Consider the following 14561-nt stretch of genomic DNA (forward strand, 5'->3'; position numbering starts at 1 on the left):
TTTAGCTCGCCAATCTGGAAATATCGGCCACTCGATTCATCACCAGCTGAAGTTTTTTAAGTAAAGCCAGGCGATTGTTACGCAGCATGTCATCATCGGTATTGACCATGACATGATCAAAAAAGGCATCAACCGGTGCCTTTAATGCTGCCAGGATTTGCAGGGCAACCGTGTAATCCTTCTCATGGAATGCCTTATCCACCTTATCTTTCAGCTCGATTAACGCTTGATATAACGCCTGCTCGGCAGGCGCCTGCAAAAGTTCAACGTCTACTTGCGAGCTGATAGCAGCGCTAACCTTTTTAAGGATATTACTCACACGCTTATTGGCAGCAGCAAGACTGGCTGCCTCTGGTAAAGCGGCAAAAGCACGAATAGCGGCAAGTCGTTTTGGAATATCATTCAAATGTTGAGGATGGAGCGCCAACACTGCATCCACTTCTTGCGCACTATAACCCTGCTCACGCAAACTTACGGCCAGTCGATCATAGATAAAATCTGATAATTGCCCGCTCACCTCTGCAGATATCTCATGCCGGACATTTTTCTGATGAGCCTTCTCCTCAGCATAAGTAGTTGGCGTCTCAGCTACTGTCCGCTGTGCCCATTGCTCTGCAATACGTTCATCCTGGAGAATTTCTATGACTCGCTCAAGTAGTCTATTCATTTCAAGCGGCAGGTCCTTTTCAATAAGGATACGAATCACACCCAAGGCATGACGACGCAGCGCAAAGGGATCTTTATCTCCAGTGGGTAGCTGCCCGATAGCAAACAGATTGATCAAAGTTTCAAGCTTATCCGCCAAAGCCACGCAAACACCAACCAGATTACGTGGCAGTGAATCGCCCGAAAAACGCGGTTTGTAGTGATCTTCTATCGCATAGGCAATAGCATCGCTCAAGCCCTCGTGCTGAGCATAATAACGCCCCATAATGCCCTGCAACTCGGGAAATTCTCCGACCATGTCAGTCAGTAAATCCGTTTTAGCTAATCTCGCTGCTTGCTCTGCTTGTTCTGCCAGAATATTTCCACCCAACATTTGTCCGATATCGCATGCAATGATACGTACATATTCAATGCGCAAACCTTGTGTACCCAGCTGATGATGGTAAACCACCTTGTCCAGCCCAGGAATGCGCGAAGCCAAGGTATTTTTCCGGTCCTGGTCAAAGAAAAATTTTGCATCAGCCAAACGCGAGCGCACGACCCGTTCATTGCCATCGACGACAAAATGAGTATCTGCTGGGCAAATGTTCGCTACAATCAGAAATGTATTTGCCAGTTTTCCATCACTATCCAGCAACGGGAAGTATTTCTGATTTGCTTTCATCGTCAGAATGAGGCATTCCTGCGGTACTTCAAGAAATTCTGATGGAAATTTTCCTATCAGCACATTGGGATGTTCCACCAGTGCCGTTACCTCATCCAGTAATGCCTCATCCTGAATAAGCTGCAAATTTTCTTTGGCTGCAGCAGCAGAAAGCTGATTCGAGATCCGGGTACGGCGTTCGGTAAAACTGGCAATAACCGCACCTTCTGTTTCCAGTTGCTGGCTATAACTATCCGCCTCCCTAATTACGATAGGATGGATGCTTGCTTCGAAGCGATGGCCTTGTGTCACATTGCTGGCAATCAAACCCAGCACGCTCACAGGAACGACTTCTGCATCATGCAGCGCGATCAGTCCATGAGCGGGGCGCACAAAATTGACGCTCTCCCAACCATCTGCGAGCTGATAAGTCATCACTTTGGGTATAGGTAATTGCGCAATAGCATCATTAATTGCTTGTTGCAGCCCATCAGCAAGCACAATGCCTGGCACAACACGCTCCAGAAAAAGCGTTTCAGACTTGCCCTCCATAGCCCGCGTCAGTTGCGAAACAACAAATGCTTCCACCCCTAGACTACTCAATTTCTTGACCAAAGCCGGCGTAGCTCGCCCTTCCTGGTCCAAACCAACCGAAACGGGCATTAACTTGGTCGTCACGGCCTGATCAGGGGCTTGCACCAAAACATGAGTAATATGAGCAGCAAGTCTACGTGGCGTTGCATATGCGGTCACCACCGCATCAGGCATGGCTAAATTCTGGCTTTTCAGGCTATTTAGCAATGATTCAGCAAAATGTGAACTCAGTTTATGCAGCGATTTTGGTGGTAGCTCTTCGACCAGCAGCTCTATGAGTAGATTTCTTGGTATCATGCTCACCCTGCTTTCTTGGGTATTTGCGCCACCCACTCACGCGGCGCCAGTGGAAAGGAAGGCTGCAAACGTTCACGACTATCGTAATAAGCCTGTGCGACTCGCCGTGCCAGATTGCGAATGCGCGCGATATAGGCCGCACGTTCGGTGACCGAGATGGCTCCTCGGGCATCCAGTAAATTGAAGCTATGCGCTGCTTTTAGTACTTGTTCATAGGCAGGTAACGGCAATTGTTTTTCCATCAAATCATTAGCTTGTTCTTCATATTCACCGAAAGCGAGGAAAAGGAATTCAGTATCGCTGCATTCAAAATTATAAGTCGATTGCTCGACTTCATTTTGATGATAAACATCACCATAGCTGAGTCCTTCTGTCCAAGTTAAATCAAAAACATTCTCCACTCCTTGCAGATACATTGCTAATCGCTCTAGCCCATAAGTGATCTCACCGGTAATCGGCCTGCAATTGATACCTCCGACTTGCTGAAAATAAGTAAACTGTGTTACTTCCATGCCATTCAACCATACTTCCCAGCCTAGTCCCCAAGCCCCAAGCGTTGGATTTTCCCAATCGTCTTCAACCAATCTGACATCATTCAGCTTCAAATCTAAACCTAATGTCTGAAGCGAACCAAAATACAAGTCCAGAATATTTTGCGGAGCAGGTTTTAGCACAACCTGATATTGGTAATAATGCTGCAAACGATTCGGATTATTACCATAACGACCATCCTTAGGGCGGCGCGATGGTTGCACATACGCTGCACGCCACGGCTCCGGTCCCAGTGCACGCAGAAAAGTAGCGGTATGACTTGTGCCTGCGCCAACTTCCATGTCATAAGGCTGTAATAGCGCACAACCTTGTTTGCTCCAATAATGCTGGAGCGTCAGAATCATATCCTGAAATGTTATTATAGGCATGTAAGAGTTAGCTCAGAACTGTTTTGTTGATTACAGCAAGTATTTTACAGGGTTTTACGCTTCCTATAAAAAAAGACTGATAGCCACCCCATGATCAATAGTAAGCCAGCCAATCCTAATACCAGCCCATTACCAAAACGTACGTACGGCGTAGCGCCCGAATAACCTTGTGCAACCCCATGTAAACCAGCGGTTGTAAACATTTCCAATTGCTGCATGACATTGCCGCGTTGATCAATGATGGCAGTAACACCCGTATTGGTGGCACGCAACATGTATCGTCCTGTTTCCAAGGCACGCATCTGTGAGATCTGCATGTGCTGCCAAGGGCCGATAGAACGCCCAAACCAGGCATCATTGCTGACATTGACAAGCAATGATGCCTCGGGTAACTGCATGATGATTTCTTCCCCAAACACATCTTCATAGCAGATATTGATTGCCACACTTTGTCCAGCCAGATGCAAAGGCTGCTGATCGAGTGACCCGCGTAGGAAATCTGATAAAGGAATATTTAACACCTGGATGATCCAGTCAAATACGAGCTTTAACGGGATATATTCCCCAAATGGCACAAGATGGTGTTTCCGATAACGTTGTTCAGGAGATACACCCAGGCTGAACATGGTATTGTAGTATTCACTTCTGTCCGACGATACTGATTCAGCCATGCCGATCAGCACATCGCCATCATTTGTTCTCGCATGCGCGGCAAGCTCAGACAAGTAATCAAATGGCACATCTTCGTGAAACAGCGGAATTGATATTTCTGGTGTCACAATCAATTGACTGTTACTTTCCCCGATAAGCTTAGCATAAGTATCCATAGTCGTTATGAGGTGATCCTCTCGCCATTTTAGATCCTGGGGAATATTTCCCTGTAATAAACTTACCTTCAAGACATCCCCTTGGGGTTGAGTCCAGTTTATCCACTGTAGTCCCAGGCCTATTGCCCAGATACCACTCAGAAAGAATAAAAATCGCCATGCACGCCTTTGCTCAAACCAGCCTGATAGCCAGCCAGCACTCACAACCAGCAGTAGCGAAATACCATAGACCCCCACTACTGGAGCAAAACCTGCGAGAGGGCTATAGGGTGCCTGCGAATAACCGACCGCTAGCCAGGGAAAACCAGTAAACAAGGTACCACGCAACCACTCTGATAACATCCATAACGACGCAACCATCCATGGCCAAATAGCTGGCGCAGCAGTGCGCAATCTTACCGAAATCCATCCAGTGAATGCAGGAAACAACGAGAGATAAGCACAGAGCAGGATCAAAGCCAATACAGCCAATGGCATCGGCATACCGCCAAAATCATGCAGACTGACATAAATCCAAGTTACACCTGCACCAAACATCCCCATGCCGAAAGAAAAACCCAGCATTGCAGCACTTAAAGGCTTTACACTCTTACGCCAGAAATAGATTAGTAACGCCAGGGTAACTAAGGGGATTGGAAAAAAATAAAACGGTGCAAACCCTAGAACAGTAAGCGCACCTGATAGGAAAGAAATGATTATTTTTAAATTAATTTGGTTCAATTCGGACCACTAAGCAAAAAGATCTCAAATGATTTCGAGCAACGAGGGAATAAAATAAGAAACTACAACCTGGCTAGCTCCATGATCAGCTTGAATGGCAAGTAAAGCAAGGTCAGCACAATCAATATATAGGCAACAAACAAGACAGGATTTTTCTTCATACTATCCAACACCGTTTTGTTTTTGCCTTCTCTTTTGAGTCGGACGTATTCTTCCCTGATCCGTATTGAACGTGCTTCCTGATAAACATCAAGTAATTCTTTTGCTTTCCGGAATTGATTATCATCTTTTACCCAGAGAGCTGGCATTGAAACACCCCAATTGCCAGCAGATGTTTCATAGTAATCAATATGATGGTTGATCAGTAACTCGCGCACTTCTTCTGCTTCATCATCTGGAACGTTTCGTAGTTTAAACAATATTCTTGCCATTTATTCAATTATGATCATTGTGATGTCATTTGTAATGAATCTATCTATGTGATGCTATGATTATGCTTTTTCTTGTGTCAAGTCCAAAACAAATATGAATGGTTTTTCAAGATAAGCTTGGTTGATGAAAAAATCTATTTTAATCACTGGTTGCTCCAGCGGCATTGGTTATTGTGTCGCCCATGCATTGCACAAACGAGGCTATCGCGTATTCGCCACAGCGCGACGGCGGGAAAGTGTCGAAATGTTACTAGCTGAAGGGCTAGAAAGCCTTCGTCTAGATTTAAATGATCCAGATTCGATTCAGCAAGCATTTAAAGAAATCATGCATCGCACTCATGGTCAATTGTATGCCCTGTTCAATAATGGCGCCTATGGTTTACCGGGAGCAGTTGAAGATTTAAGTCGCGACGCCTTACGTGCACAATTCGAAACCAATGTTTTCGGCTGGCTAGAGTTGACAAATCTTGTGTTGCCCATCATGCGCAAGCAAGGTTATGGTCGAATTATCCAGAATAGTTCTGTGCTTGGTTTTGCAGCCATGCCATTTCGCGGCGCCTACAATGCTTCCAAATATGCTATCGAAGGATTGAGCGATACGCTCCGTCTTGAGTTGATGGGTACTCAAATCTTTGTAAGCTTGATCGAGCCAGGTCCGATTGCTACTCAATTCCGGGCTAACGCACTTAAGGCATTACAAAAATATATCGATATAGACAATAGCTTCCATGGTGAAAAATACCTCAGGGTATTGAATCGACTCAACAAGCAAGGGCCAGCCGTTCCTTTCACACTGCCGCCCGAGGCTGTACTTCAAAGAGTCATTCATGCACTTGAAGCGCACAACCCTCAACCGCGTTATTACGTTACTTTCCCCACCTATTTATTTGGTTTCCTCAAACGCTTCCTGAGCATTCGTTTGTTAGATAAATTGCTTGCTAAAGCTGGTAATAGCAATTAATCCCAACTTTATCCGTTATTAAGCAAAAATAACGCTAACCAGAAAATATCTGATTAGCGTTATGTTATGACTACAAAAGTTTTTTAATTTTATACTTGATACCTAATTCTCCATCTAGTGGATTGGATTACGTTGATTATCTGTTAATCCTGCGCTCCATTCACTTGGGAGATTCTGTACCCAGCCATTATAGACAATGGGCAGTGGCAACACGCCCTGACCACCAAATCCAGCCAGACTGCTGACAGTATCATCTTTTGGCACACCCTTATCAGCCACCATGGAAACGGAACCGGCGATCTCAGCATCATCCAATTTGCCATCACCATTTGGATCGGGATCAACAACGATCAGACGGTTGGAGAACTTGCTGGAAACATAAGCATAGTAACCACCGCCTTGTTTGGCACCAAAGTTTGCCCCATGGCAGCCAGGATCACATGACAGCATTTTAACGATCTTATTAGTAGTCGTATCAGTGATGACAATCTGTCCACCCATCGAAGCAGTTACCATTACTTTGCCATCCGGTGATACTGGAGTCTGAATCGGAAGCACGCCAACGGCGACTACTCCATTTCCATCTTTATCCGCGAATTCACCGGTAACTGGATTATAATCAGCAATCAAATTGATGGTATTTAACAGTGCGCCATTGTTGCCATCCAACACACTAATGCTGTGATGCAGCAAATTCGCAGCATAAGCTTTACTGGAATCCGGCATCAGACCGATAGCAATTGGATGTGGTGCAGGCGCCCCCCCACCTGTCTGTGTTCTAGCCACGATTTGGCCTGTTTCTGTGTCATAAATACCGGCATCACCGGTATTTTCATTAGGCGTAATGATGCGTTTACCATCGGCAGAAATCCAGTGCCCATGTGGGTTAGCCGGGGCTTGTCCATGCTGTTGGGTCGGCATCATGTAATCCACCTCGGTAGTACCGACAGGCATGCGGACTACGCCATTCTCACCATGAATCGCTATAGTCACATCGTCCGTAGTAGGAAGAGTCATAACATGCGAAGGAGTATCCCCAACGTGGATATTTTTGATCAACTTACCTGTTTTTTGATCGATCAAAGTCAGTTTGGTATCAAACCACTGAGTTGCATAAACGACTGAATGATCGCGATCAGCCCACATGTTATGTGGATTATTCATATTAATCTGCGGTAGTGCAATTTTTCTTTTAAGTGTCCAGTCACTGGTATCCAGAACAGTAATAGTGCCGGGTTTGGTTTTACCAGATGTTTTCTCAAACTGAGTGTCGACCCATACTTCACCTACACCCGGTGTAGTCGGGTTAAATAATGGTGCCAGTTTAACATCCTGACCATACCTTGCTTCAAGAACCTCCACCAATGAGAGTTTGCCCGCATCAGTTACAACATCCACATTTGGATAGGCTACGTGCCAAGGATTAGCTGAGGTAAAATCTCGCCAATTACTCGGTGTGGTGGCAATAAAGAAGGTACTTACTAAACGGGTTGCCAAGTCACTGCTGGTAGGCAAGTCTTTGATACCTGATACCAGATCGATGGTATTACCGAGATCCAATCCATCTGTTTTAGGATCATCAACAATGACTGCTGCGAACATGAATGGGTGAATCTTGCAGGTAAATACATATAAGCCAGGCACATTGAGTTGTACTATGCCACCACCCCGGTAAGCTTTAGTCTCGTCAATAGGAATCATAAAATGATCTCCGCCATGATCATTTTTCCCTGCATCGCTCGGCCACAGAAGATTGGTAACGGTATGTACACCGTTGGTGTCGGACATGATGAAATGAACACTGTTGCCTGGAGGAATAATTTCCAGTGATTTAGTGTGAGTCACAGGGCTTAATGCATCTCCTCGCGCACTTCTAAACCAGCTACCTGGTTCGTCCGACATAATGAAGGTAACCAGACCCGGTTCATCACTATCGTTCAAAAATATTTTGCCACGGGGAGAGGCGCCAGCGATGCTGTCGCCTGTCTCACCCGATCCAGCTGTAACTACATGGAATTTGCCATTCATGCCGGATTGCATATGTGACATCACATGACAGTGATATTGCCAGACACCTGGCCCCACACCTGTTCCAGCTTTAATGGTAAAAGTATGGCTACTATGAGGGCTGTTCATCAATTTAACATCGATGATATTTGATGAAGCTGTATTGCCATTATTGGTCGAATCAGGCCAGCGATGTGCATGTAAATGGAAAGTATGAGCATGACCAACTGCAAGAACGTGGAAGCGCACAAGCTGATTCTCAACTGCACCCAAAGTCGGGTTAGTCCACAACGGTTTTTGTGTGCCATCCGCACTGATTTCGGCTCCCCAGAAGGTTGAGCCAACCATGAACATAACGAACTCTTTGTTTAGTTGATCGCGCTTGACAGCAGTTAGCGTCCCATCACCATCGAGAAAGCTTTGCACCTTCCCACTTGGATCATCCACTACAATGGCGCCAAATAATCCCAGTAATGCTGACTTCTCATCACCATAGGGGAAAGTACCCACTTTATCGGCGTTAAATCTATAATTCCTTGTCTGTTTCGGTAAAATGGATATGGCATTACCGACAGATAATCCACCAACATTGAATCCAACTTTGATATTGGTATTGTTTGTGAGTTGAATATTAACGACATCTCCTCCCTGTACAAACAAAGTGGGACCAGGAATAACTGCGTCGGCTGGATAATTTGGCGCAGCACCATCAGTGGTATGGCTGATCATTTTATAACCATATTGCCCATTAGGAAGTGTTTCGGCTGATAATATGATGTTATGCGAGGCTGCCAGCGTAATCGAGGAAAACAGCCATGTTGTAATAAACAATATAATTGCTGTAATGGTTTTCATTTTTTTTCCATAAATATGTGAACTCATATTTCCTTTCATTAGAAATTGACCTTAATGAGCGACAACAAAATCGCCTTTCATGCCGAGTAATACGCTTGAGAAAGCTGTATCCATATAGCTTGAAGAATGAGTTGCATTAACTACAAATACATGTTTTTCAAGAGGGCCTATCGCTTTTGTGTTGATCTGATTAACCGTCCCTGGATCTACCCATGTGTACTCATTAAGTTGAAATTGATGGAAATTGGTGCCCAATGCAAGCACATGAAATCTGACATCGCTATTTTTCTCTGTAGTCAGAGTAGGATTAACCCAAAGAGGCGTGTGCTGACCAGTCGTGTTATTGGTCTCCATTCCTACAAAAGCGTCATCAACAATGTAAAGAACAAATTCCTTTTTAATGTTATTCATTGCAGCAGATGCAGGATTCACGATAAGCGCTCCAAAGAGTCCCCTATCTTCAGCACCATTATGGCTATCCATATTGTGATCATGATAGGGCCATGTGCCGGCAGTGCCGAGTGCAGCATGCCAACGGTAGGTATACGACATGACAGGGGTAGCACTTTCATCTTTGTACAGATTGATATATTTCAACGTACCATCGCTGTCTTTATCGTAGTGAACCCCATGCACGTGTATGCTGACTTGATTATGCTTAGAATTTTCCCTATCGGGATGAATTTGATACATGAGTTCGATTTCAACCTCATCACCTTCAGTAATGATTATGGTCGGTCCTGGAATCGTAGCCGCATTGCTATAGCGGCTGGTTATATCAGCTGAGTTACCATCTTGGCCTATAATTTCATATCGCATCATGCGATAAGCATAATAACCACCTTGAATTTCCTCAGCAAACATGCCGATGCGATGAAGATTTCCTGCTAATACATTACTCCCCCAAAATAGCAAGGATATGACAAGCAACATCATCGACCAAATGGTTGATGATGAGCGTAAATCGCATTTCTTTTTTCTTTTATGCGATGAATTGAAGCTATCTGCAACTAGCTCTGGAACGAGTTTACCCCCCATTTTTATCGCCCTCCCTTTGGCGTGGTTAGATTAAAGTACGATTTATCACAGCTTCAAAATAACCGCTTAACTGTTCATAATTATTTTTTAAATAAATTCAAATCAATATTTATATATATTCAATATATCTAAGTTAATGACCTCCATTTCTGCTTCTATATTTAGCGGAATGATTTTTAGCATTAATTTACTTACAGATAGCATACAGATTGAGAAAAACATCGATTAGGCATAGGAAGTTGGAGTGGAGTGGTGACAAAAATATAAAGACTCCTGCATAGCTTTCCCCTATAAGTCAAATAAGCAACTAAGTGGCCGTCTTGAAATAATTTGATGATTTGTCATATAGTTGCAACGATGTTCTCAACTATTTTATGAATTCTATGTATCCAAGTGATTTATCTGACGAGGAATGGGCATTGGTTGCCCACCATTTTGAGCGCAAAGATCCTCGGGGACAAAAGCCGACACATAGCAAACGTATCATCGTTAATGCGATTCTCTACATCAGCAAAACTGGTGCTCAATGGCGCATGCTGCCCATGAATTTTCCGCCGTGGAAAACTGTTTACGACCACTATTGGCGCTGGAACCAACGGAATATCTGGGAGAACGTACTGGACGAGATCAATGAACTCCATCGAAAAAAAGCGGCAAAGAGCCAACCCCCAGTTTTGGAATCATAGACTCGCAAAGCGTTAAGACTGTGTCATACAGTGATTTCCGTGGCTTCGACAGGGGCAAGAAAATCAAGGGTAGGAAGCGCCATATCGTGGTTGACACGCTAGGCCATCTGATCCAGGTCGTTGTTCATGCTGCGAATATTCATGACACTAAGGCAGCTCATTCCGTATTGCGTGCGACAGTGGAAAAATCTCCGCGTATGAGCGTCTTCTCCGGTGACGCAGGCTATCGGGGTACTGCTGTAGACTTTGTTGAGAGAGAGAGAGTGTTTAGTCCCACGGTGTACTGGTATAATATACGAACAGCTACGGAAGGAGGCATTATGGGACAAATTCTGCATGGAAGCGCCCGCACGACGGAGGCGGTGCGTCGAACGATACAACATAGTCAAGAGAGCCTGAACGTTCTGGCGAAGCGGTACGGCATCAATCCGAAAACCGTAGCCAAGTGGCGCAAACGTGACTTTATCCATGATGCGCCGATGGGACCAAAGGAACCTGCCTCCACGGTTTTGAAGCCAGAAGAAGAAGCTCTGTGTGTGGCTTTTCGGCGGCATACGCTCTTGCCTCTAGACGATTGCCTATATGCGTTGCAGCCCATGATCTCGCATTTGTCACGCTCGACCTTGCATCGCTGTTATCAGCGTCACGGCATCAGCCGTCTGCCGGATGTCGAGGGTGATAAGCCTGCAAAGAAGAAATTTAAAAACTATCCGATTGGCTATTTTCATATCGACTTGGCTGAAGCGCGCACAAAAGAAGGGAAGCTTTATCTGTTCGTTGCCGTCGACCGGACATCGAAGTTCGCTTATGTGGAATTACACGATAAATCGGATAGAGAGATATCGACCGCGTTTCTGCGTAATCTGATCAAGGCTGTTCCTTATAAAATCCACACCATCCTGACTGACAATGGCAGCCAGTTCTGCCATCCGCCACGTTACCGTAATGGACCGACAGCGCAATACATCACACATATGTTTGATCTTTGCTGCAACGAGCACAACATCGAACACAGACTCACAAAACCAAAACATCCATGGACGAACGGACAGGTGGAACGCATGAACAGAACTCTCAAGGAAGCCACCGTAAAGCGGTATTACTATGCCTCCCACGATCAGTTGAAAGCCCACATGCACAGCTTCTTGATGGCCTACAACTTCGCCCGCAGGCTCAAAACACTCAAGGGTCTTACCCCTTACGAATATATCTGCAATATATGGACAAAAGAACCTGAACGCTTTAACGTTGACCCTTTCCAGCACACCGTGGGACTAAACAATTAGGTAATTGGCTATAAAAATGAAAGTCTTCAATTACTTGATGTACTACATGATTATTAGAAGTGTTTATATCCCCAATTTTAGTGATCTTCCTAAGCATAAAAATTAATCCTTATTTTTTATCCATTATGAGAGCTGCTTAGCCACAGTCTTCCGCTGTTTCTAAAATTATTTCATATCAAGTTTTAAATTGAAAATCTATATTTCTTCATCAAAATAATCCTAAAAAACGCTATAAGGATAATTGGTGGAGTTTGTTTGTTCGTCTGGCTAGCCCTGAGGGACGGCGCGAAACTATAACCAGCCGGCCGTGGTTGATGTCGTCAATCGGGCGACGAACCGAGCATGCCAGTCAGACCACCCTCACACTGACTGGTTTGCATGCCCATTTCAAGAAGGCAAAACAGCTGCTCACGCAAATTTCTGCACAGCTTCAAGCTTAGGCTAAAACTACTGCAGAGCAGTTGAAAACAACTACCGTGTGGCATAACGTGTGCGACCATCTCAAATAGACATTTACAGCTATCGACCTACCCCAAGTTCAACTCTTGATCCACTAAAATGATGGGCAACTGCATTTTTTAGGATCATTGATTTCTCCACCAGTGATTTCAAATTCAACTGGCAAACCATAATCATCAACCACCAGATGAATCTTTGTGGTATTCCCTGCACGGCTTTTACCGATGGCCTGCGGCTTCTTATCGGCTGCCTCCGCACTATGCTGGTGTGTCTTAACATAGCTGCCATCAATAAATTTCCACTCCCAATCCGGATCAATGGTCAGCACCTTGAAAATCCTGATCCACTTGCTACTTAATGACCACGCATTGAATCTTTTGTAGATAGAATTCCAACTTCCAAATGCCTTCGGCAAGTCTCACCACGAGCAACCAACCCGCATTCGATACAGCATACCTTCTACCGTCATGCGCAAATTGCGCTTGTTATAAATAGCTTCCTGAAGCAGAATCTTCCCCAGCTTCGACCAGAACTCATCACTGAGCATCAATTGGGGCATTGCAAACTCGTTTTATTGGTGATATAGGGACTCCCATATTACGAGTTTGCTTCTATTTATTAAATACTTATCTGAAATTGTCAACAGACCTTAGGTACTATTCATTTACTTTCAATAAATTTCAAACTGGGAAAATAAAATCAGTCATGTCCAGGTCAGCAGTAGAAATGCCGGTCAGGATAACCTGGCCGCCACTCCCAAGATTGATTGTGGAATAAATAACACCATTAGAGTCAGTTCCGCTTGTTATCGTTAACTGGCTAAAACTCGTTTTGCCGGTATCAGCAGCAATCTGGATTTTGTCGATACCATTAGCAAAATCGGTAATGATGTCATTACCGCCAGCTTTCGCAAACAGAAATACATCCATTCCTTTGCCACCGGTCAGTTTATCGTCACCTTTCTCACCAGCCAGCCAATCATTGCCATTACCACCATCCAGTCTGTCATTGCCGCTACCGCCAAACAGATTATCGATACTGTTTCCCCCATTTAGTATGTCATCACCATTTTCACCAAATAAATCGTCCGCACCATCTCCACCATTTAGGATATCGTTAGCGTTGTTACCCCTAATGCGGTCTTCACCCGCTGTGCCATTCAGGGTGTCTGATTGGGTGGTGCCCGACAAATTTGAATTGCCATCATTAATGCCAGTGATATTCAAAATTACATTCGCTACGCTGGTTTCTCCAGAGCTGCCTTGCAGGGTGTATTTGAAACTATCGGCGGTAATGTTACCCGTTGCCAACAAATCAAATTCATCAGCATCTGCAGTGTAAGTAATGGTCTTATTCACAGTATCAATCACAATACTGCCCGCCGTGCCAGTTTTATCAATTGAGATGATCGTAGCCGCAGAGCCATCTGCGTCTTGATCATTGGCCAGCAGATCTGCAAAACTCATCACAAGCGTGGCGTCTTCGTTAAGACTGCGCGTATCGTCACCCGGTACCGGCACATCGTTCACAGGATCCAGGACAAAGCTGCGATCAATGCCGGAAATATTGCCGCCCTTGCCATCGGTAATGCCGTAGCTCAGATTGACAATTCCATTAAAATCCTTGGTTGGCGTAAATGCCCAGGAACCTGTACTACTATTGAACGTACCAAGAGTTCCATGATTGATAGACAAACCAGTCACATTCAGGCTATCGCCATCTACATCACTGAAGCCCATCAATAGATCGCTTTGATAAATCGTGTAAACTTTATCTTCTTCACCATTGGCTAATACACCGGCAGATAATTCAATAGGCGCATCGTTCACAGGCGCGAGATTGAAAGTACGGCTTACATTATCCACTGTACCGCCTGCACCATCGCTGACTTGATAGGTCAATGTTACCAAGCCGTTGTAGTCGGATGTCGGAATGAAATTCCAGGAGTCAGCGCTTATGCCTTGCAGGGTGCCATTGGTAGCCGTCAGGTTTATTACGCTTAAATCATCTCCATCGACATCATTGAATCCTTGGAGCAGCATAGCCGCACTGATTGGATAAGCGATATCTTCGGTTCCATTGATCAATGTACCAGTAGCAGTTCCAGTTGGGGCGTCATTAACAGCTGCTAAAATGTAGCTTTGTGTCGCAGCAATGCTGCCGCCGTTACC

Annotated in this window: 11 protein-coding genes and 2 pseudogenes; 5 read left to right on the top strand and 8 right to left on the bottom strand. The window is 44.8% G+C overall.

Translation table 11 applies throughout. From position 1 onward, the window contains the following. Nucleotide 1 precedes the first annotated feature (1 nt). The 4 genes from glyS to R2Q26_RS06150 all read right to left on the bottom strand — a co-directional run bounded on the left by glyS (nt 2) and on the right by R2Q26_RS06150 (nt 5086). Nucleotides 2-2200, bottom strand: a complete 2199-nt coding sequence (gene glyS, locus R2Q26_RS06135) for a glycine--tRNA ligase subunit beta (protein ID WP_317535468.1) — start codon at nt 2198-2200, stop codon at nt 2-4. Nucleotides 2201-2202: 2 nt separating this feature from the next. Next, nucleotides 2203-3120 (bottom strand): glycine--tRNA ligase subunit alpha, encoded by a 918-nt coding sequence (gene glyQ / locus R2Q26_RS06140; RefSeq protein WP_317535469.1) that lies wholly within the window; start codon nt 3118-3120, stop codon nt 2203-2205. A 44-nt stretch (nt 3121-3164) separates the two neighbouring features. Continuing rightward, nucleotides 3165-4658 (bottom strand): apolipoprotein N-acyltransferase, encoded by a 1494-nt coding sequence (gene lnt / locus R2Q26_RS06145; protein WP_317535481.1) that lies wholly within the window; start codon nt 4656-4658, stop codon nt 3165-3167. A 71-nt stretch (nt 4659-4729) separates the two neighbouring features. Further along, entirely contained in the window at nt 4730-5086 is a 357-nt protein-coding gene (locus R2Q26_RS06150; protein WP_317535470.1) for a DUF6164 family protein, read from the bottom strand. Between the two features lie 136 nt (nt 5087-5222). On the opposite strand from R2Q26_RS06150, the gene R2Q26_RS06155 reads away from it, so the two are divergent. Then, nucleotides 5223-6059: an SDR family oxidoreductase gene (locus R2Q26_RS06155; RefSeq protein WP_317535471.1), complete on the top strand. Its 837-nt coding sequence runs from the start codon at nt 5223-5225 to the stop codon at nt 6057-6059. Between the two features lie 114 nt (nt 6060-6173). On the opposite strand, the gene R2Q26_RS06160 is transcribed toward R2Q26_RS06155, so the two are convergent. Then, complete coding sequence (locus tag R2Q26_RS06160) at nt 6174-8921, bottom strand: multicopper oxidase domain-containing protein (RefSeq protein ID WP_317535472.1); 2748 nt, start codon at nt 8919-8921, stop codon at nt 6174-6176. A gap of 51 nt (nt 8922-8972) precedes the next feature. Next, a complete protein-coding gene (locus R2Q26_RS06165) occupies nt 8973-9959 on the bottom strand; it encodes a multicopper oxidase domain-containing protein (protein ID WP_317535473.1) in 987 nt (328 codons plus the stop codon). Between the two features lie 383 nt (nt 9960-10342). Here R2Q26_RS06165 and R2Q26_RS06170 point away from each other — a divergent pair, with 383 nt between their 5' ends. From R2Q26_RS06170 to R2Q26_RS06180, 4 genes and pseudogenes are all read left to right on the top strand, one after another. Further along, nucleotides 10343-10645, top strand: coding sequence for a transposase (locus R2Q26_RS06170; RefSeq protein ID WP_317535474.1), 303 nt, complete (start codon nt 10343-10345; stop codon nt 10643-10645). A gap of 20 nt (nt 10646-10665) precedes the next feature. Beyond that, nucleotides 10666-10878 (top strand): annotated as a pseudogene (locus R2Q26_RS15500) (transposase); the annotation flags it as partial. 87 nt (nt 10879-10965) lie between these two features. Then, entirely contained in the window at nt 10966-11931 is a 966-nt protein-coding gene (locus R2Q26_RS06175; RefSeq protein ID WP_411182326.1) for an IS481 family transposase, read from the top strand. A 251-nt stretch (nt 11932-12182) separates the two neighbouring features. After that, nucleotides 12183-12371 (top strand): hypothetical protein, encoded by a 189-nt coding sequence (locus R2Q26_RS06180; RefSeq protein WP_317535476.1) that lies wholly within the window; start codon nt 12183-12185, stop codon nt 12369-12371. A 143-nt stretch (nt 12372-12514) separates the two neighbouring features. Here R2Q26_RS06180 and R2Q26_RS06185 read toward each other — a convergent pair. Together R2Q26_RS06185 and R2Q26_RS06190 are read right to left on the bottom strand one after the other, a co-directional pair. After that, nucleotides 12515-12949 (bottom strand): annotated as a pseudogene (locus tag R2Q26_RS06185) (IS5 family transposase); the annotation flags it as partial. A 121-nt stretch (nt 12950-13070) separates the two neighbouring features. Next, the coding region (locus R2Q26_RS06190) for a cadherin-like domain-containing protein (RefSeq protein ID WP_317535477.1) at nt 13071-14561 on the bottom strand (1491 nt) is incomplete at its 5' end.

Origin of the sequence: Nitrosomonas sp. Is37 (assembly GCF_033063275.1) — a bacterium.
Classification (GTDB): domain Bacteria; phylum Pseudomonadota; class Gammaproteobacteria; order Burkholderiales; family Nitrosomonadaceae; genus Nitrosomonas.